The 17,257-nt window shown below is 68.8% G+C and carries 19 protein-coding genes and 1 pseudogene; 11 read left to right on the top strand and 9 right to left on the bottom strand.

Annotated features, from left to right (window positions below; translation table 11 throughout):
* Nucleotides 1–811 precede the first annotated feature (811 nt).
* Nucleotides 812–1,498: a hypothetical protein gene (locus tag ACIRU3_RS45925; protein WP_404070165.1), complete on the top strand. Its 687-nt coding sequence runs from the start codon at nucleotides 812–814 to the stop codon at nucleotides 1,496–1,498.
* Nucleotides 1,499–2,173: 675 nt separating this feature from the next.
* Complete coding sequence (locus ACIRU3_RS45920; protein ID WP_404070163.1) at nucleotides 2,174–2,623, top strand: spore-associated protein; 450 nt, start codon at nucleotides 2,174–2,176, stop codon at nucleotides 2,621–2,623.
* 143 nt (nucleotides 2,624–2,766) lie between these two features.
* On the opposite strand, the gene ACIRU3_RS45915 is transcribed toward ACIRU3_RS45920, so the two are convergent.
* The gene (locus tag ACIRU3_RS45915; protein ID WP_404070161.1) at nucleotides 2,767–3,066 is read right to left on the bottom strand and encodes a hypothetical protein; all 300 of its coding nucleotides are present in this window, start codon (nucleotides 3,064–3,066) and stop codon (nucleotides 2,767–2,769) included.
* 579 nt (nucleotides 3,067–3,645) lie between these two features.
* Between ACIRU3_RS45915 and ACIRU3_RS45910 the strand changes: the two genes are divergently transcribed.
* On the top strand, nucleotides 3,646–4,002 hold the full coding sequence (locus ACIRU3_RS45910) for an SAM-dependent methyltransferase (protein ID WP_404070159.1): 357 nt from the start codon (nucleotides 3,646–3,648) through the stop codon (nucleotides 4,000–4,002).
* Here the strand turns inward: ACIRU3_RS45910 and ACIRU3_RS45905 are convergent.
* Nucleotides 3,916–4,701 carry a phosphotransferase gene (locus ACIRU3_RS45905; protein WP_404070157.1) on the bottom strand — a complete coding sequence of 262 codons (786 nt, stop codon included), beginning with the start codon at nucleotides 4,699–4,701 and terminating at the stop codon, nucleotides 3,916–3,918. The genes ACIRU3_RS45910 and ACIRU3_RS45905 overlap by 87 nt on opposite strands.
* A gap of 181 nt (nucleotides 4,702–4,882) precedes the next feature.
* Between ACIRU3_RS45905 and ACIRU3_RS45900 the strand changes: the two genes are divergently transcribed.
* The 6 genes and pseudogenes from ACIRU3_RS45900 to ACIRU3_RS45875 form a co-directional block, all read left to right on the top strand.
* Nucleotides 4,883–5,542 carry an NADPH-dependent FMN reductase gene (locus ACIRU3_RS45900; protein WP_404070155.1) on the top strand — a complete coding sequence of 220 codons (660 nt, stop codon included), beginning with the start codon at nucleotides 4,883–4,885 and terminating at the stop codon, nucleotides 5,540–5,542.
* A gap of 526 nt (nucleotides 5,543–6,068) precedes the next feature.
* On the top strand, nucleotides 6,069–6,206 hold the full coding sequence (locus ACIRU3_RS45895) for a lasso RiPP family leader peptide-containing protein (protein ID WP_404070153.1): 138 nt from the start codon (nucleotides 6,069–6,071) through the stop codon (nucleotides 6,204–6,206).
* Nucleotides 6,207–6,241: 35 nt separating this feature from the next.
* The gene (locus ACIRU3_RS45890; RefSeq protein ID WP_404070151.1) at nucleotides 6,242–8,125 is read left to right on the top strand and encodes an asparagine synthase-related protein; all 1,884 of its coding nucleotides are present in this window, start codon (nucleotides 6,242–6,244) and stop codon (nucleotides 8,123–8,125) included.
* Nucleotides 8,122–8,385: a lasso peptide biosynthesis PqqD family chaperone gene (locus tag ACIRU3_RS45885; RefSeq protein WP_404070149.1), complete on the top strand. Its 264-nt coding sequence runs from the start codon at nucleotides 8,122–8,124 to the stop codon at nucleotides 8,383–8,385. The genes ACIRU3_RS45890 and ACIRU3_RS45885 overlap by 4 nt, the downstream gene beginning before the upstream one ends.
* Nucleotides 8,382–8,825, top strand: coding sequence for a lasso peptide biosynthesis B2 protein (locus ACIRU3_RS45880; protein ID WP_404070147.1), 444 nt, complete (start codon nucleotides 8,382–8,384; stop codon nucleotides 8,823–8,825). The genes ACIRU3_RS45885 and ACIRU3_RS45880 overlap by 4 nt, the downstream gene beginning before the upstream one ends.
* A gap of 211 nt (nucleotides 8,826–9,036) precedes the next feature.
* Nucleotides 9,037–9,552, top strand: a pseudogene (locus ACIRU3_RS45875) (phosphotransferase); the annotation flags it as partial.
* 65 nt (nucleotides 9,553–9,617) lie between these two features.
* Here the strand turns inward: ACIRU3_RS45875 and ACIRU3_RS45870 are convergent.
* Together ACIRU3_RS45870 and ACIRU3_RS45865 are read right to left on the bottom strand one after the other, a co-directional pair.
* Nucleotides 9,618–10,181 (bottom strand): DinB family protein, encoded by a 564-nt coding sequence (locus ACIRU3_RS45870; protein ID WP_404070145.1) that lies wholly within the window; start codon nucleotides 10,179–10,181, stop codon nucleotides 9,618–9,620.
* A 352-nt stretch (nucleotides 10,182–10,533) separates the two neighbouring features.
* Entirely contained in the window at nucleotides 10,534–10,809 is a 276-nt protein-coding gene (locus ACIRU3_RS45865; RefSeq protein ID WP_404070169.1) for a hypothetical protein, read from the bottom strand.
* On the opposite strand from ACIRU3_RS45865, the gene ACIRU3_RS45860 reads away from it, so the two are divergent.
* A complete protein-coding gene (locus ACIRU3_RS45860) occupies nucleotides 10,690–11,142 on the top strand; it encodes a 2'-5' RNA ligase family protein (protein ID WP_404070167.1) in 453 nt (150 codons plus the stop codon). The two genes, ACIRU3_RS45865 and ACIRU3_RS45860, sit on opposite strands and share 120 nt — an antisense overlap.
* A 7-nt stretch (nucleotides 11,143–11,149) precedes the next feature.
* Here ACIRU3_RS45860 and ACIRU3_RS45855 read toward each other — a convergent pair whose 3' ends face one another.
* Nucleotides 11,150–11,992, bottom strand: a complete 843-nt coding sequence (locus tag ACIRU3_RS45855) for a hypothetical protein (protein WP_404070143.1) — start codon at nucleotides 11,990–11,992, stop codon at nucleotides 11,150–11,152.
* A gap of 478 nt (nucleotides 11,993–12,470) precedes the next feature.
* Entirely contained in the window at nucleotides 12,471–13,334 is an 864-nt protein-coding gene (locus ACIRU3_RS45850) for an LLM class flavin-dependent oxidoreductase (RefSeq protein WP_404070141.1), read from the bottom strand.
* Nucleotides 13,335–13,666: 332 nt separating this feature from the next.
* On the opposite strand from ACIRU3_RS45850, the gene ACIRU3_RS45845 reads away from it, so the two are divergent.
* Nucleotides 13,667–14,074 carry a hypothetical protein gene (locus ACIRU3_RS45845; RefSeq protein WP_404070139.1) on the top strand — a complete coding sequence of 136 codons (408 nt, stop codon included), beginning with the start codon at nucleotides 13,667–13,669 and terminating at the stop codon, nucleotides 14,072–14,074.
* Nucleotides 14,075–14,318: 244 nt separating this feature from the next.
* On the opposite strand, the gene ACIRU3_RS45840 is transcribed toward ACIRU3_RS45845, so the two are convergent.
* From ACIRU3_RS45840 to ACIRU3_RS45830, 3 genes are all read right to left on the bottom strand, one after another.
* Nucleotides 14,319–15,239, bottom strand: a complete 921-nt coding sequence (locus ACIRU3_RS45840; RefSeq protein ID WP_404070137.1) for an RNA polymerase sigma-70 factor — start codon at nucleotides 15,237–15,239, stop codon at nucleotides 14,319–14,321.
* The gene (locus ACIRU3_RS45835; protein WP_404070135.1) at nucleotides 15,236–16,441 is read right to left on the bottom strand and encodes an NAD(P)/FAD-dependent oxidoreductase; all 1,206 of its coding nucleotides are present in this window, start codon (nucleotides 16,439–16,441) and stop codon (nucleotides 15,236–15,238) included. Before ACIRU3_RS45835 ends, ACIRU3_RS45840 begins: the two co-directional genes overlap by 4 nt.
* A 338-nt stretch (nucleotides 16,442–16,779) precedes the next feature.
* A complete protein-coding gene (locus ACIRU3_RS45830) occupies nucleotides 16,780–16,914 on the bottom strand; it encodes a hypothetical protein (protein ID WP_404070133.1) in 135 nt (44 codons plus the stop codon).
* Nucleotides 16,915–17,257 lie beyond the last annotated feature (343 nt).

Genomic DNA, 17,257 nt, shown 5'->3' with positions numbered 1-17,257 from the left:
GCATCCGCACCGTCTCCCGGCGCTGACGCCCCGCGAAGCTCAGCCCACCCCCATCTGCATACCTCATACACCAGGGGATACAGACAACAGACCAGGCACAGCGGGCACTTCGAGGAAGATCACCCTAACGAGCCGAGGTCAGTAACGCGGGGTGGGGGCTACTTGACGGCTGATCTGCCCCCCGGCAGGACGCGGCAGACGGCTGCCAATCGGTCGACGGGCAGCAACCCCATCGAGCCCGGGTCGAAGAAGCAGCTCACGTCATCCCACGGCAGATCGGCCATGCCACCATGCTGCCCAGCTGCCCAGCTGCCAGACCCAACACATCCCCGTTTCTCTTGACCAAGGACAAAGGGGCCCCGGCACGCGGCCCGCATACCGGCGTAATACCTGCCGGTATGCGGGCCGCCGCCGCGATACCGCCGACGGGACGCCTGCAGGCATGCGGCCTGCTGCCTCCGGCGGGCACTGCAGCAACCACAGCAGCTACCCGCGTGGCCGCGACGCCGGCCCGGCGGGCAGCCGGCGCGCCGCTGTCCCTTCCGGCGGGCAGCCGGCGTTCGGAAAGGACAAGCACGCGGTCCTCCGCCGTACCCACCGATCAGTGGATGTCTCCCGCCACGGTGCGGGGCAAAAGTGGAACGTGCTCCCACCTGAGACGGGAAAACAGCAGCCCCTCAATGAGGCTGCCGCCCCCGCCCCCGACGGCCGGGAAGCACACAGTCGCACCCCGAGGATCCACGCCCCCACCGATACCAACACCCCCGGGGGGCCGCGGGCGCTCAGACAGCCGGCTCGGAGGAGAAACCGCATGCACGAGATCGCTTCCCGGCAAGACCGCGGGCCCGCAATAGCCCGCGCGCGGTTCAACAACCGCGTCGCCGCATGGCAGCCGATGACCGCCGTGGGCGGGACTCTGCCCCGGCCCGAACAACACAGCGCCTACGCCTACGAAACAACGACGACCGGGCAGCGCGTCCTGGCCCATGTCACCGCCACCGGGCAAGCTCACCTGATATCCGAGACCGGCGACGACGTGACGGCCGCCTACCCCGAGCTCTCACAGCTGCCCCAGCTGACCCACGACGGTGAGGCCGTCTTCGACGCCGAAGTAGTCAGGCCGGACCGGCTGGGCCGGCCTTCACCACAGCTCCTGTGGGACCTGCTCGGCACGCACCATCACGAACCGGGCGACCCCATCGCCGATGCAGGCCGCCGACCGAGCCTGCAACTGGTGATCTGCGACGTCCTGTACGCGGGACAACCGGTCCTGCGACTGCCCTACATCCAACGACGGATGCTGCTGCGACGCCTCATACTCCCCATCAAAGACCACCGGATCATCACCTCTCACAGCTGGCCGGAAACAGTCGCACACAAGCTCGCGGCCATCGACCTCCGTCCCCACGGATACACAGGAATCGTCGCCAAAAACCTGACCAGCACCTACCAGCCCGGCTGCCGCAGCAGAAACTGGCTCACCACCACACCCCAGTAGAACCAACCCCCAACCCCACACCAGAGGGCCCGCACCAAGCGACTCACACAAAAGAGCCCGCACGAATCGGCCCGCGCAAAGCCACCCGCGCAAGACGGCCGGCGCAAGGCGGCCCTCGTCATCGGGGTGCCGGCGCGGCCCGCCGCACCGGCCCCGCCCCCTGTCTGGCCCGGCTCCCCCTCTGAGGAACTTGCGGTCCACCGCCTCACCCCCGGCAAGGGGATCCGGCACACGGGACACGCAGCCGAGGACGGGCTGCCAAGGAGGTGGCGTCATGCACCCGGACGAATTCGATCAGTGGGTCGACTCCTACTGGCAGGGCTGGAAGCGTCCCCCAGCTCCCTGCAACCACAAGGACCTCAGGGACCACAGCGCCCCGGAAACCACGACCGGAGATGAACACCTCGCCGGCATCCCAGCCCCCGTCCCGATCGTGTCCCTCGGCCGGTCACCACTCCCGTCCCGGCACCCACCTGGACCCTGACGACCGGCGACACCCCCACACTTCAGCCGCCCATCCCGAGTGCGCACCCCCAGAGATCGGCAGCCGGCCGCAGCCCGGCCCGGTACTCCCCGGGCCGCGGAAACCCCCTACGTATGAGGGCACAACCATTTGCACGCGCCGCGGGTCACACGAGACAGGAGCAACAACTCCAACAGTCACAAGGGGGAAAAATGAGATTCGCTCGTTCCGCCCTGACCGCCGCCGCCCTGGCGGCCCTGACGGCGGGGACCACGGCCGCCCTGGCCGCGCCCGCCTCCGCCGCACCCAACACCACACCGCAGAAAGTCTGCGGAAGCGCCTACAAGACCGTGAACTCGGCGCCCGTCGGGTCCCTGGGCACCGTCTACCTCACGTACAACGCCTCCAACGGCAAGAACTGCGTCGCGACCATCCGTAACAACCCCGGTACCGCGGTGGCCATGTCCGCCTGGATCTACATCGCCGACACCGACCAGGGCGACGAGGACTACGGTCAGTACACGTCCTACGCCGGCCCCACGTACGTCTACGGCAAGGCCCATTGCGTCGACTGGGGCGGCAACATCAGCAACATCTACGTGCAGGTGTCCGCCTCCAACTGCGGCGCCCTGAAGGAACAGCGACTCACCTACACCCGCTGACACAGCTCTTGCAGCAACACGTTCGCCCTGGCACACCCCACCAAAGCCGCCAGGGCGAACGCACCCACAAAGCCGCCCTCCGGGCTGGCCGCGCCAGCTTCGAACTCCTGCGCAAGCGCGTTCTGCTCTGTTCCTGAAATCGCTCAGGACGCATCGTCGTTCAGCCCGAAAGCCTGCCGGGACTTTTCCAGGAACTCGCGTCGAGCCGGGTTGGTCTCGGCGGCTGCCATCTCCCCGACCAGCTCGATCAGGTCATGCCTCTGCTCGCTCGGCAGCGTGCTGACAAGGTGGGGAACACCCTCCAGGACCTTGACCGCGGCGTCCGGATCCATCTGCTCGTCGTCGCTGCCGTCGATGAACCACAGGACATCGGCCAAAGCCTCGGCCAGGGCAGGCGCCAGGGACGGGTACGAAGGCGTCGCGGTGCCCTCCCAGTAGATCAACAGCAGAGTCCGGCCATCCCACCGCACATCACTGACAGCGATAGTGATACCCGGGGCCTCGGCGGTCGTGGCTCTATCACTGACTGACGTCCTGCTGGACAGCCTTCGCCTTGGTCTGTCCGACTGCCGGGGTTCCGTCCCGAGGCCCCGGCCGGTGGATCATGGTCTCATGGGAGCGTGGCCACAGGCCCCATCGCTGTCCTGTCCGCCTCGCCCGGCCGGAGCCACCGCCTGGGGGGGTCGGTGGCATGGCCTCGGCCACGGCGGGAAGCCACGATGCCGTATCCGATCTCTAGGACGCCCCCGCTGGGCGGCCACAACAGGCCGATGGAGCCACCAGTAAGCCGCCCTCACGCTTGATGACCAGGCGCAGTGGCCAAATGCGCCGAGCAGGCGGTGTGCTCGTCGAAAAGTCCCGCGACCATGCGATCGCCATCGCCGGGATAGTCGTCTGCCCAGTGTGCGGACCGGGTGTCGTCGAGGACTGAGGTGGCCTCGCTCATGGTCCGGGCCCGTGACTGCCTTGAATGATCTCGTACGTCCGGACCGCTACCCCCGCTCCTCCCGCTGTGCCCCCGCTTGGGTGTCGGCGACCAGGTAACAGCCGTGCGAGCGGAGGCCCACACCCTGCCGTTCCAGGAGGAGAGCTTCGACGCCATCGTCAGCGTCGACGCGTGCGAATACTTCGGTACAGCGGACAACTACCTGTCCTACCTGGTGCGGTTTCTCCGCCCTGGCGGACAAGTGGGCATGGTGACTCCCGCCATGACGCGGGAAGTCCGGGAGCTCGGGGAAAACCCGCCCCACATCAAGAAGCTGGCCGGCTCGGAAGCAATCGCCTGGCAGACCCTAGTCGTCGGCCGGCCTGCGCCAGAAGCCTGTGGGCAGGTCTTCGACTTCGACGGCCGCGTGGCGAAGATCAGCGGCGACCGGTAGCAGGGCGGTGTAGACCGGGTCGCCGTCGGCGGCCATACGCTCAATGACTTGGGCATTGGTTCGGGCCCGCTGGGCGACAACGGCCCCGAACGCGGCCCGGTCGCCGTCGTACCGATAGGCATCGAGCAGCAGGTGCAGGCGCCGGGAACGGTCCTCGAATGCGGTGAATCCAGTCTTCTCAGCAAACCGGCGGGCGTGCAACGGCACCCAGGTCAGCGCCATGAAGGCCAGGTCGAACTCGCGCGACGAAGGACCGGCGGTGTCCCAGTCGAAGAACCCGGTCACACTGCCGTCGCGCCACACCGCGTTCCACGGAGCCGCGTCATGGTGACCAATGATCAGACCAGGCCGCCAGGTCTGTCCGGCGAGCCACCGCACGCCCTCGGGTGGGATGAATTCCGCCGTCGCGTCATGCAACCGCCGGGCCCACCGGCCGACGCCTTCGAGCGCAGTGTCCGAGTAGACCCACGCAGGCCAGGGCATGGCCTCACCGGCCGTCTCGCCCGCAAGATGGGTCAAAACTTCGCGTTGCTGCTCGTCCACCCCCAGTACTCGGGGCGCACCGTCGAACCCCACGGCTTCCAGGTGGCGCAGCACAGCGTGCACGCCAGCCGTCCACGGCTGCAAGCGCCGGTGAACCGCACCCCCGATCCGCACCGCACCCACAGTCCTACCGCCGGGCAGACGCTGTTCTTCCATGCGCTGGTTCTATCGCAACCGGACCGGCCGCACATTTCCTTTTCCCCGGCTTCGAGCCGAGCGGGTACGACTCGGCTGCCTGTAGCACCGCTCAGAAGCCGCAGTGTGTCGTCTCATGCAGCAGGCCGGGCTGGGGAAAACTGGCTGCCGGGGACAACCGCCCGGCGAAAGGGACCGCAGGATGACCATGGATGCTCAGCCGGCTCCCGTTCGTGTCCTGGTATTCGGCGCTGCACTGCGCGCCGGGTCCACCAATGCGCAGCTTGCCTCGCTGGCGGCGGACCTGATCGCCGAAACCGGTGCCGAGGTCGACCTGGCCAGGATGCGGGATTTCGGCATGCCGCTGTACGACGGGGATGTGGAGGACTCCGAGGGGCTGCCCGCCGGTGCCCTGGCCCTGTGCGAAAGGATCAAGCGCTGCGATGCACTCGTGATCTCGTCGCCCGAGTACAACGCCTCCTTTCCAGGACTGCTGAAGAACGCCATCGACTGGGTCTCCCGAGCACGGCCGCAGCCGTTCAAGACCAAGCACGCGCTGCTGGTCTCCTCCTCCCCCTCGATGATCGGCGGCAACCGCGGCTTGTGGGCACTGCGCGTCCCGCTGGAACACCTGGGGACACGGGTCTACCCCGACATGTTCAGCCTGCCCCGCGCGCACGAGGCCTTCACCGAGGACGGCCGGCTCGCTCACCCCGGCGCCCACGAGCGGCTCGCCGAGACCGTCTACGGGTTCATGCGGCTGGTACGCGCCGACGTGGAGTTCGTGTGCCTGCAGCGCTGCTGGTACGAGTTCCCCGGCGATCGCACCGACGCACCGGTCACCCACCGGAGCGAGGACTGACCCCCGCCTGCTGACCTGCCATCCGGGAGCACCGCCCTGCTGGACATAATTCTCAGCAAGAGCAGGGTGCCCTCATTCAACGGCCTGAGGCGATAGCCGAACACGCGCTCTCACTCGTACCAGCAGACAAGCACGACCTATGCCGGGCTGTACTTCACCCCCCACGGCCGGCCCGAGACCGACCGGCGCGACCTGTGGCAGGCCATCACCGAATACAGCCGCCGCCACGGCGCCGCCATAGACACTGCGGAGACTGCCACGTGAGGGACACCGCGCGGGCGGGGGAACTCATCGGCAGAGCCGTGGACTTGTCCCGTGCGCCCGATCTCATCGGTGCCTTCCCGGCTCCGGGCGTGCACGGCGCTCAGGGCGTCTCTTCCGTGCTTCCGCCGGTGGACGAAATCCGCTCGGTTCACTGATTCGGGTGGGAGCGGGCGCTGTTGGATGTGGCGCCGAAATGCTGTGGGTAATTTCCGCCGGGGCGTGGGTTCCACGCACCATCAGCGGAAGCAAGGAGAGGACCTTCATGCACCAGGAGGAAGTGTACGAGCCGCCGGCCATGGTGGAAGTCGGTGACTTCGCGGAGCTGACCCGAGGCGAGGCCTTGGGTGCGTACTACGAGGGCGGGTTCCCGCCCTACGAGTGGTACCTCGGTCCCAACTGAGCCAGAGACCGACAGCACATGATGGGTGACGTGCCATGAGTGGTGACGTGTGGTTCACCATCCTCCCGGACGGTGAATCCGGCGTGGCCGCGGCGCGGCTTCTGCGCCACTGGGCCACCGAGACCATCTCTCACCACTCCGGCCGGCCGTGGTTGCTGGGCAGTTGGCCGGACGGACACGTGACGGTGGGCGCGGCAGGGGCGCGGCGAGTCGCGGTGATCGGGCGTTGCCCGGTCACCGTCGAGGCGCTCTCCGCACGGGCGGGACGGCTGCGGGACATCGGGGACGTGGAGCAGATCGGCCACGGCCTGACCGGAAGCTTCCATCTCCTGGCCTCCGTCGACGGCTCGGTCAGGGCCAGAGGAAGCGCGTCCGGGGTGCGGCGGCTCTTTCACGCGCGAGTGGCCGGGGTGTCCGTGGCCGCCGACCGGGCGGACAGGCTCGCCGCCGTGACCAAAGCGGCCACCGACGAACAGCTCCTGGCCGCGCACCTGCTGGCCTCCCCGCTTCCTTACCCGCTGGACGACCGCTGTGTGTGGCAGGGCGTACACGCCGTGCCGTCCTTCGACTGTCTGCTGATCGCCGCCGACGGGCAGGTGCGCACGCAGCCGTGGTGGACCCCGCCGGAGCCGGACCGCGCATGGCAGGAAGGCGTGCCCGCGGTGCGCTCGGCGCTGGCCGCAGCGGTGGACGCCTGCACGGCCGGCGGGGGCACGGTGAGCGCGGACCTGTCCGGAGGTCTGGACTCCACCAGCCTGTGTTTCCTGGCCGCACGGGAGCAGGAGGGGACCCGGCCGGCCGGAGCGAAGCTGGTGACGCTGCACTGGCAGAGCCTCGACCCCGACAACGACGATGCGGCCTGGGCCGTGCGTGCTGCCGCCCGCCTTCCCGCCAGCGAGCACGTCACGCCCGCTCCAGACCAATGGCCCCTTTGGTACAGCAACTTGGCGGATCTCACGGGCGACGCGGTGCCCACCGACGAGCCGGGACCGTGGGTGCGCGACGGCGCCAGGATGGCGGCGCTGTCCCGCCTGATGAGGGGCCGGGGATCCCGTCTGCACCTGATGGGCGGCGGCGGAGACGAGCTGTTCAGCACGTTTCCACCGCACCTGCACGATTACGTCCGACGCCACCCCCTGGCGGCCTGGTCCCGTATCCGTACGCACCGCGCCTCGCAGCACTGGCCGCTTGTGCAGCTGCTGCGTCAGCTTGCGGACCGCAGGACGTTCGGCCAGTGGCTGACCGCATGGGCGGAGGGTCTCACGGCGCCGCAGTTGCCGTCGCCGGCCATGGTCCGCGGCGCCCCCTCTACGGCGTGGGGGGTGGACCTGCGCATGCCGCCGTGGGCGACCCGGGACGCGGCCGAGGCCGTGCGGGACCTGCTCCGGGAAGCCGCACCCACCGCCGAGCCCCTCGCGCCCGAGCGGGGACAGCACACGGCCCTCGCGTGCGTACGGACCGGTGGGCACGGTTTGCGGCAACTGGACCAAGTAATGTCCCGCCGAGGACTGCGGCTGGCCGCGCCCTACCTCGACGACAAGGTGCTCGAGGCGGCCCTGGCCATTCGCGTGGCCGAGCGCAGCACGCCCGGCCGGTACAAGCCGGTGCTCGCCGAAGCCGTACGCGGCATCGTGCCCGACGACGTCCTGCGAAGGAACACCAAGGGCGAGTACAGCACGGACTTCCACGTCAGTCTGCACCACAACCGCGCCGGGCTGGTGGAACTCTTCGACGGCTCGCGGCTCGCCCGCGCCGGACTGATCGATGACGCCGCGCTCCGTGCGTCCCTGCTCGGGGTGCATCCGACCCCGGAGGCACTGCGTTCCCTCAGCTCCAGTCTGGGCGGCGAGATCTGGCTGCGTGCCCGCGCCGCGGCTGCCTGCCCACCAAGTACCGTGATCAACGAAGGAGCACCGTGAGCCTGACCCTGCGAGGCGACGTCTGTGCGACGGACACAACGGACGGCATGGTGCTGCTCGACGAGGTCACCGGCCGCTACTGGCAGCTCAACCGCACGGCGGCGCTCGTGCTGCGCAGCCTCCTCGACGGCGCCGAACCACCGGAGGCGGCCCGCGCGCTCCGCGAGGCGTACCCCCGGCTCAGCGCAGAGCGCGCCGGCGCCGACACGGCCTCGATCACGCGGGCGCTGACCACGGCCCGGCTGGTGGTGCCCGCATGAGCCAGCCGATGGTGCCCGCAGCCCGTAGCCGCCTGCCCTTGCGCCGGCGTCTGCCCGTCCTCATCGCCACGGCCGCCGCCCGGCTGATCGTCACCCTCAAGCCGCACCGCATCCGCCGCGTCCTGTCCGTAGCCCGGCGCGGGGCCGCCCCCGCCACCACCTCTCAGGCGCTCGCCGCACGCGAAGCCATCGTTGCGGTCAGCGCGCGCTGCGCCGGGGAGGGCTGCCTTCAGCGTTCGGTGGCCACGGCGTTGCTGTGCCGGATGCGCGGGGTCTGGCCGGACTGGTGCACGGGGGTACGCACGGCGCCGTTCCGCGCACACGCCTGGGTGGAGGTCAACGGCCTTCCAGTGGGCGAACCGCACCAGCCAGGGGCGTATCACCGCATGATGGTGGTGCCGGTCTTGCCGCACAAGAAGCTGCCGGAAGAGCAGCTCTGAGGTCCGGCGGCCCGACGGCCGCGCCTCCGAGATCACCACCGCCCGGCACAAGCAAGATCTGTACCACCTCCGCGTGGCGGGCCTGGCCGCCCTGGCCGACCTCGGCTTCCTCGGCTCGCCGAAACGGCGGCATCTCCGCGCGGCACAAGACGACCAATGCCCCCAAGTAAGACGTTCGCGCGTGCCGCTGTCCGGATGATGGGGTGGCGCGGTGACCAACCACCATGAGGCGGCGGTTGTCCGGCCGCTGACACTGGCTTGGGTGAGCCGGCACCTGGAGGTCGGCGAACGGATCGTCAGAACCGAGGTGCTGCACGGCGGCATCACCGCGGAAATGCGGAGGCTGACCATCGGCACGCGGGACGGAGGCGCCCGTGACCTGGTACTGCGGACCTTCGTCAACGTGGACCACGCCGAGGACTGGCTGAACAGGGAGGCTGGCGCCCTGACCCTGCTCCCGGGGACCGGCGTGCCGGCTCCTGGACTGGTCGCGGTTGATCCGACCGCCGCACAATGCGAGTATCCATCGCTTCTCATGACACATCCGACGGGCCGGACGGTCCTCGACGATGACGGATCGGAGGTGCGCGTCCCTCTGCTGGCCCCTCAACTCGTGGCGATCCACGCGTTGCGCCCCGCCGAGCGGCCCCGGGGGTATGTGGCGTTGACGACCGCCGACACCGTCGTGACTCCGACGGGCGCCGGCGCGGCAGCATGGGCCGCTGCTCGCAGCCACGGAGCGTCACGGAGTCCACGTAGCTTTCCGAAGCTCGATCGCCGGCTACCGGAACGTCATATTCGGCGCGGTGCGGCTCCGTCCTGCCAGCGGTAGAGGTCGCGCAGCAGGGAAATCTCGGCGCCGTGATGGATCAGCTCCCTGTTGACGTGCAGGACGATGCCCTCCATGGGAAACCGCTCGGGACCCACCGTGGGCGGATTCTCCAGGTCAACGTCCGAGAGCTCGCGGACCCCCGCGTTCCATCTCCCATACATCTCATCGAGCTGTTTCAGTGCCTCGTCAGCGGTCCCCGCGTAGGCGAATGTCTGGGAGTCGACGTCCTGGCCGCCGAAGTGCCATCCGACCCGATAGCCCAGGCAGGAGACGATGATGTGCGCCAGCCGCCAGGCAATCGTGGTCACCGGCGCCGGCACCGGGTCAGGGGACGCGGAGTCCATCGTCCATTCCCCCGAGCCTGCCGACATCGGTGTGGCCGACGTGCCACGTGGGCGGATGCTCCAGCAGCCGCGCACCGGTTCCCAGAAGTACTCCTCATCGGCAAGACCGTGCAGCCGCGGCCGCAGGTTCTTGTGCCAGTGCCGGTCCAACTGGTCCGCGAGTCGCTCGCTTCTTGTCATTTCCGCACACTACCTACAACGGAGACCTGGCTGCGCCCCTCGCGGACGCCGTCGCCGGCCGTGGGCCGCGAGAGCGTACCGCACCGGGAGATGACGCTGGGGGCTGATGTGCCCTTCGGGCCGCGCCGCCGCGAGCGGCTGTTTGACATTGACAACCCGGCTGGCCGGGTTGGGTTCAATGACCCAAATGTGACAGCCTCGACCGATGACATGACGGATGATCAAGACGCAGACTCCCGCCCGAGATCAGCATGAGTATCCCGAGCGAGTGCCACGCCAGAGCCTCCGACCTGTAAGTCCGAAGATGGCGAGGACTCAGTGCTTCGCCAAGCGCGATGCCCCGTGAGCGAAGTCAGAATGGGCCGAAAATCCAGTTGGCATCAACAATGTGCATCAGCAAGGTCATCTTGTGGCCATCACTGACAGCCCTGGTCGCCCTGCCGGACAGTCGATCATCCTCGCCAAGGTGCCCGCAGCCGACCCGGTTGTGGACGCACACAGAGTCCGCCTGGATGAGCCGGCCAGGGCTGGACTGCCGGCCCACATCACTGTCTTGTATCCGTTCCTGCCATTTGATCGGATCGACTCGGACACGTTGGACTCGCTGCAGTGCCTTGTTCTGCAGCACGGCACCTTCGATGTCGCCTTCGCTGGGTTCGGCCGGTTCCCTAACGCTCTCTGGCTGACACCTGACCCTGCCGAATCCTTCCGGGCACTCACGGAGGCAATCGGTAGGCGCCGGCCAGAGGCGCCTCCACACGGCGGGCGATTCCCCGAGGTAGTCCCTCACCTGACGGTGGCTTCCGACCAATCACTGGAGACATACGCGCAAGTAGAGGCTGAGCCGGCGCCCGCCCTTCCGGTCACAGCGCGAATTGAGCGTCTGCACCTCATGATCTCAGACGGGACACACTGGCATGATCACGCGGTCCTCCGCCTGGGTGCGGGGGAGCTCTCCTAAGGGCCCCTCAGCCGAGCTTCCGCAGCACCTCGGTGATGTTGGCTCGGTACGTCCGCAGCGCCTTCAGCCCGGCGGCATAGCGGTCGAGGTGCCGTGAGATGTCCACGGCCTGTTTCTGCGCCCATACAGCGTGCCAGACCTCGGCCGTGTGGTGGCGGCGCTTGCACGTGACATCCGTGACGGCTGTGGCCCGCTCCCGCTGCGTGTGCCGGGTGTTGCCGTCACCCTCCCGCTGCCAGGCGTCGTCCGTGTACGCCGCGACGGGGTCGGGATAGCGGGGGAATCCTTGTTCTGCCACACAGCGGGACCACACATCCCAGGCCTCGCGGAGGCGCGGGTCGCGCTTGACCACCTTGTCCACCTCGACCGCCCGTGTGCTTGCGTACAGCCAGTCCCGCCTGAGGTCGATGCCGCGCATCAGCCGCCGATTCGCCTCGGCGTTGCAGGCGGGCAGGTCCGCATACTCGGCGTAGGTCATCCGGCGGCCCTTCGGCCGGAGGGCCAGGGGCTTTGCCGGGTCCCAGCCGTAGCCCCAGCGGCGGGCGGCGGAGAGATCCAGGGCGCCGTAGTCGGTGCTGACCGCGGTGGCGACAGCGGGGTCACTGGGGAAGCGAGGGTCGAGCGGGAAGTCCGGGTGGCCGCGCTCAGCCATGCACTGCCGGACCAGCAACGCCGATGCCCGCTGCGATCGCTGGTAGTCCTGCGGCGTGAAGTCGTAGCGGTCGGTCGGCAGGGGGCCAAGGTCTGACGCCGCGCGGATGTCCTCCGGGCGTTCCGGACCGGAGGCGCAGATCGCCGCCAGCACCGCCACCCCCGCCACGGCACCCAGCCGCCACCCCCGTCTCATCATGCGACAGGATGCTAGCGGGCGGCGTGCAGCGATCGTCCCGTGGCCTCCCCCTCTCAGCCACTCACCCGCGCACACAGCCGAGACTCCAAGGTCACGGCACACCAGACCCGACCCAAGTACCGCTGGCTTCTTCACTTTCAGCGACAGCGTTTGTCGATGAGTTGATTCCTCGGACAGCGCCTCTCGAGCGAGCCGCTCACCGCTCCCCCGCCCTCACCCGCACCGTCGCCGGCTGGATACTCCGCCGCCCCGGCTCCCTCATCGAGACCGGACAACTCCGCCTCGAGGCCCCGTCCTCATCCGCTGCCCCCAGCCGGAAGCCCTCACCGGGCACGTCCGGTCCTGCGCCCAGATCCTTGTCGGCCGGTCACGCTCTTCCCCACCATCTACGTGATCAGCGTCATGTCGTTCCCCGCCCGCGCGGTCACGATTTCCCAGGGGGACGCCAAGCGCGTGCGAGACAACCTCGAATGGCTGATCAGATCACCGGCGGCCCCGCTTCGATGCGGCGCAGCACCGGAGAGAGGCGGTCCAGGTCGGGGCCGGTCTGGACCTGCCGCTCGTCCCACCAGGTGGCGCCGGCGTCGTGCAGCGGACCGATCACGTCCCTGGCTTTCGCCGGGTCGGCGGGCGTGGCACCGCCGAGCACGAACTCAAAAGGACGCTCGGCCCCGCCTGTGCGGTGCTTGCGTACATAGCCGACCAGTTCCCGTACCTCCGCCACGTCGGGCGCATGCCCGTGCCGAGCCGTCTCGAACAGCGGCACCGCGCCATCCCACCGCGCTGCCCGCCGCATGGGCGCACGACGCGGCCAGAACCCGCCGATCCACACCGGCGGACCGGGTCGCTGCACGGTGGCGGGCAGCAGCGTCACGTCCCGGACCTCGTAGTGCCGACCGTGGTGGTTCACCGGCTCGCCGGACCAGAAGCGCCGCAACAGCTCCAGCCCCTCGTCCAGCCGCTCTGCGAGGAGACGTGGATCGGCGGCGTCGCCGAAGCTGCGGTATTCGTCGTCGATCGGACCGCCCAGGCCCGCGGCGAAGGTCACCCGGCCGCCGCTGAGGTGGTCCAGGGTGGCCACCTGGCGGGCCAGTTGCTGCGCACGATAGCGGGGAACCGGCGTCAGTAGGGCGCCCAGTCGGATCCGGGAGGTCGCCAGCGCGGCCGCGGTCAGCAGCATCCAGGGATCTCCGAAGGGACGTCCCTCGTGCTGCCGGTGCAGGACGTGGTCCCAGACAAAGAGCCCGTCCCAGCCGGCCTGTTCGGCGGCAGTCGCCACCGTCGCGACGTTCCGGGGGTCGGCGAAGTCACCGAAGTTCGGGATGTTGATGGAGAAGCGCATCCCAGCAGGATGCGCAGCCGGTGACGAAGCGGCAACCGGATTCGGATGCAGGCGGCTTCACGGAAGGCTGTGGACCACGCACGATTCATCAGGATCCCCGAACCGCAGACGGACGGACAGGACTCACCTGTCGGACTCCGCATCACAAGCGGGAACCGACAGCCGCTACGGCCACCGCTAGGGAATTACGTCTGCCTCGCTGTCGGCATACTCACGCATGCGTCGGGCGGACGTGCTGCGGAGGGGACACGAAGGGTCACATTCAGCTGGTGGTCCCTCTACTGTCGTGACCGCCGGAACACATTGTCGGTGGCAGCTGCGATGCTGCCGACATGATCCCCTGGAACCTGCTCGCCCTCGACAAGGCCCTGCGGGCCAGTTGGGCTGCTGACACCTGCTCCCCGGACGACCTCGCTCGTGCGGGCTGGCAGCCCGACAACCCTGCCTGGGGCCACTGCGACATCACGGCGCTGGTGGTCAACGACATTTTCGGCGGCGACCTTGTGGTTGGCGAAGTCCACCTCAACGGGAAGCAGCATGGCTTTCACTGGTGGAGTCAGCTGCCCAGCGGAGTCGAACTCGATCTGACCCGCGAGCAGTTCCAGCAGGGCCAGACTGTCACCGCAGCGCGTGCCGTCAAACGCCCGCCGGGGCCCCTGCCCCGTCGTTGGCAGGAGTACCTCCTCCTGCGTGAGCGGGTCGTCAAGCACCTCGGCCAGCTGCCGGAGCCTGCCCTCTGACCGGGCGGAGAGGTGCTTCAACGGCAGGTCCCGATCAGAGTGGTCCACGGTGCGCGGAGGCGACTCACCCGGCTCGCCGGAGCAGTTTCTGCCGCCGCCGGACCGGGCCATGCACTTCCCCACCCTCACTCGCCTCGATTCGCCAGTCCTGCTCCTGTTCCCCGTCCCGTCAGGCGGCACATGTGTGCGCAAGTTCGACCGCCTTCACATGTACGTCGCCAAGCAGGACGGATCCCGCTCGGGCTCAATAGGTGCCGATGCCGTGAATGGTGCCTTCGGCGATGGCCTGCAGTTTGTCGGGGTTGGCGACGTTGTGGATGCCGATGATGCGGCCGTCGGCGTCGAAGTCGAAGGTGACTACGGCGATCACGCGACCCGATCCGCTGAACACCATGCCCGGGCCGCCGTTGATCTCGACGAGTTCGGCGGTCATGTCAGTGGGGTCGATGCCCTGGTAGGTGACCGTACCGATGGCTGCGAACCAGGCACCCACCGTACGTGCGCCCACGACCGGACGCAGGGCCTGGCGGACCTTGCCGCCGCCGTCGGTCCACAAGGTGACGTCCGGGGACAGCAGTTCCATCAGGGCGTTGACGTCCCCACCCGTCGCTGCTGCCAGGAACCGCTCGGTGACCTCGCGCTGCCGCGACCGGTCGGCGCTGAAGCGTGGACGCCGGGCCCGTACATGCTCACGAGCACGGTGCGCGGCCTGCCGCACCGCGGCCTCGGAACGCTCCACCGCCTCCGCTATCTCGGCATGGCTGAAGTCGAAGACCTCCTTCAGCACGAACACCGCGCGCTCCAGCGGACTGAGTGTCTCCAGGACCACGAGCATGGCCATCGACACCGACTCGGAGTCGGTGACGGTCTCGGCGGTGTCACCGGTGGTCAGGATGGGCTCCGGAAGCCACGGCCCGACATAGGTCTCACGCTTGTGCCGGGTGGAGCGCAGCCGTGCCAGCGCCAGATTCGACACGATGCGCGTCAGGTAGGCCTTGGGCTCGGCGACTTGCGAGCGGTCGGCGGCCGACCACTTGATCCAGGCGTCCTGGACCGCGTCCTCGGCATCGGCCGCGGTGCCCAGGACGCGGTAGGCCACCGAGAACAGCAAGTTCCTATGCAGGTGGAACACCTGCTGGTCGGCATCCGCAGACAAGTGGGTCATCGCACTTCCTGAATCCGAGTGAAGCGGCCGCCGCGGGGCCAGAAGGCGCCCGAGGCGGGCATCTTCTTCATACGGCCATAGGTCGGCCAGGGCGAGGCAGTCACCGTCTCCTTATACCTGGCCGCCACGCGGCCGGTCAGATGAATTCGTCGCGGGCTGTCGTCGGGGCGGGTGAACTGCACGACTGCGTCGTGCCGCCCCAGGCTCACCGGCGTGTGGTAGTAACCGAAGCGGAACGGCTTGGGCTGCTTGCCGTTCAGCGTGCGGACGATCGACACCGCGGCATGCACACCGGTCGGCATACCGCCCTGGCAGGTGCCGTGCATGACGCCGTAGCCCTGGCGGATCGCGGCCGCGTCACCCACGGCGTACACCTCCGGGTGGGACACCGACCGCAGCGCGGCGTCGGTGACGATGCGGCCGCGCTCGTCGACGGTCAGTCCGGCGGCGGCCGCCAGCGGCGACACCCGCGTGCCGCTGGTCCACAGGACCACATCGGCGGTGATGCTCTCGCCGCCCGCCAGCTGGACCGCATCGGGCAGCACCTTCACCGCCTCGACGCCGCTACGCACCACCACGCCCAGGCGGTTCAGCGCGGCCTGCAGGTACGCCTTGGCCTTCGCGTTCATGGCCGCACCGGGCTCCTGCCGGCCCAGCAGGACGACGTTCAGCTCCGGGTGCCGCTCCGCGATCTCCGCAGCCGACTCGACGCCCGTCAGCCCGTTGCCACCGACGACCACCGTGCCGCTGCCAAGCCGCCCCAGACGGTCGGCCAGTACTTCGGCGTCCTGGGCGCTGTTCAAACTGTGCGCGTGGTCCTCGACGCCCGGCACCGCCGCCGTGTCGGCCAGGCTGCCCAGCCCGTACACCAGCGTGTCGTAGTGCAGGACCCGGTCGTCGTCGATCCGCACCGTCCTCGCATCCGCGTCCACCGCTGTCACCCAGCCGCGCACGAACTGCGCGCCCGTACCCTCCAGCAACTCCGGCACGCTCAGCTCGGCGAGCCGCTGCCCGGTCGCCGTCATGTGCAGCCGCAGCCGCTCGGTGAACCGCTCCTGCGGATTCACCAGGGTCACCTGCACGTCCTCGCGCCGCCCTGCCCGCGCCGCGAGCTGGATGGCCGCGGACATCCCTGCGTAGCCCGCCCCCAGAATCAGAACACGATGGGTGATCACCCTGCCGGCTTCGTGCTGTGCGCTCATCACTTCGCCTTCCCTCACTCGCTGTTGACGACCACCAGATGCAAACTGCCGCCTCGTCCGTGACATGAGGTCGATGTGATGCGCGACACAGCGGACACGGTGGCGGCCTCGTCAACAGCCGGCGACCTGTCGGGTCGACGGCCAAGAGCACACCGTGAAACTCGGAGTATGGCTGTCCCATGCCAAAGCGAGGCGCGTCGGGTTCACCTCCCGAGAAGCACCAGCAACTTGTAGGCCTCGGGCTGGAATGGGCAGCCTGACATTGCCGAACGGGTGGGCGGTCAAAGCCGTTGGCGGCCACCCGCCGCAAGCGTTGCTGACGTGGCCTGACTCTTGGGTCACCTCTTGGCGGGCTTGTCGCACAGGGCGTGGTCGACGAGGGCGCCCGTCGCGCGGTTGAGCGCGGCCAGGTCCGGCGGCGCGGTCGTGGTGGTGATGGACACGGTCACCGCGCGCTTGCCGTCCGCGCTCACCGCGGGGCGAGTGTTGACGCCTGCCCCGTCGCCCTCGTGGGTGTATTGACATCCTCGCCCGCCTAAAGGAGGGCGATTCCCGTCTGTCGCACCGTTGTCGGGTGCGGCTTCGGGCGGGTTCCTGTTTCTTCGCGCTGTGCCGGGACGAGTCCTGGTCTGTTGAGTCGGCACGGAGCGCGGTGCCGATGTTGCCATCGGTCCGTTTCTCCGTGCCGCTCTCCGAACCCGGCGTGCGGCTCTCACCGCATCGGGCTCTCCACGGCCTCTGCCGTTCAGGCGTGGTTGAGGCTCCAAGGGTTGGAATCGTGTTGCCTCGATAGCGGTAACGGGAGACCGTCACCGC

It is taken from the genome of Streptomyces sp. NPDC101151 (assembly GCF_044768335.1).
GTDB lineage: Bacteria > Actinomycetota > Actinomycetes > Streptomycetales > Streptomycetaceae > Streptomyces.
The sequence above is the reverse complement of the archived record's forward strand: the minus strand, read 5'-3'. Positions and strand labels throughout refer to the sequence as shown.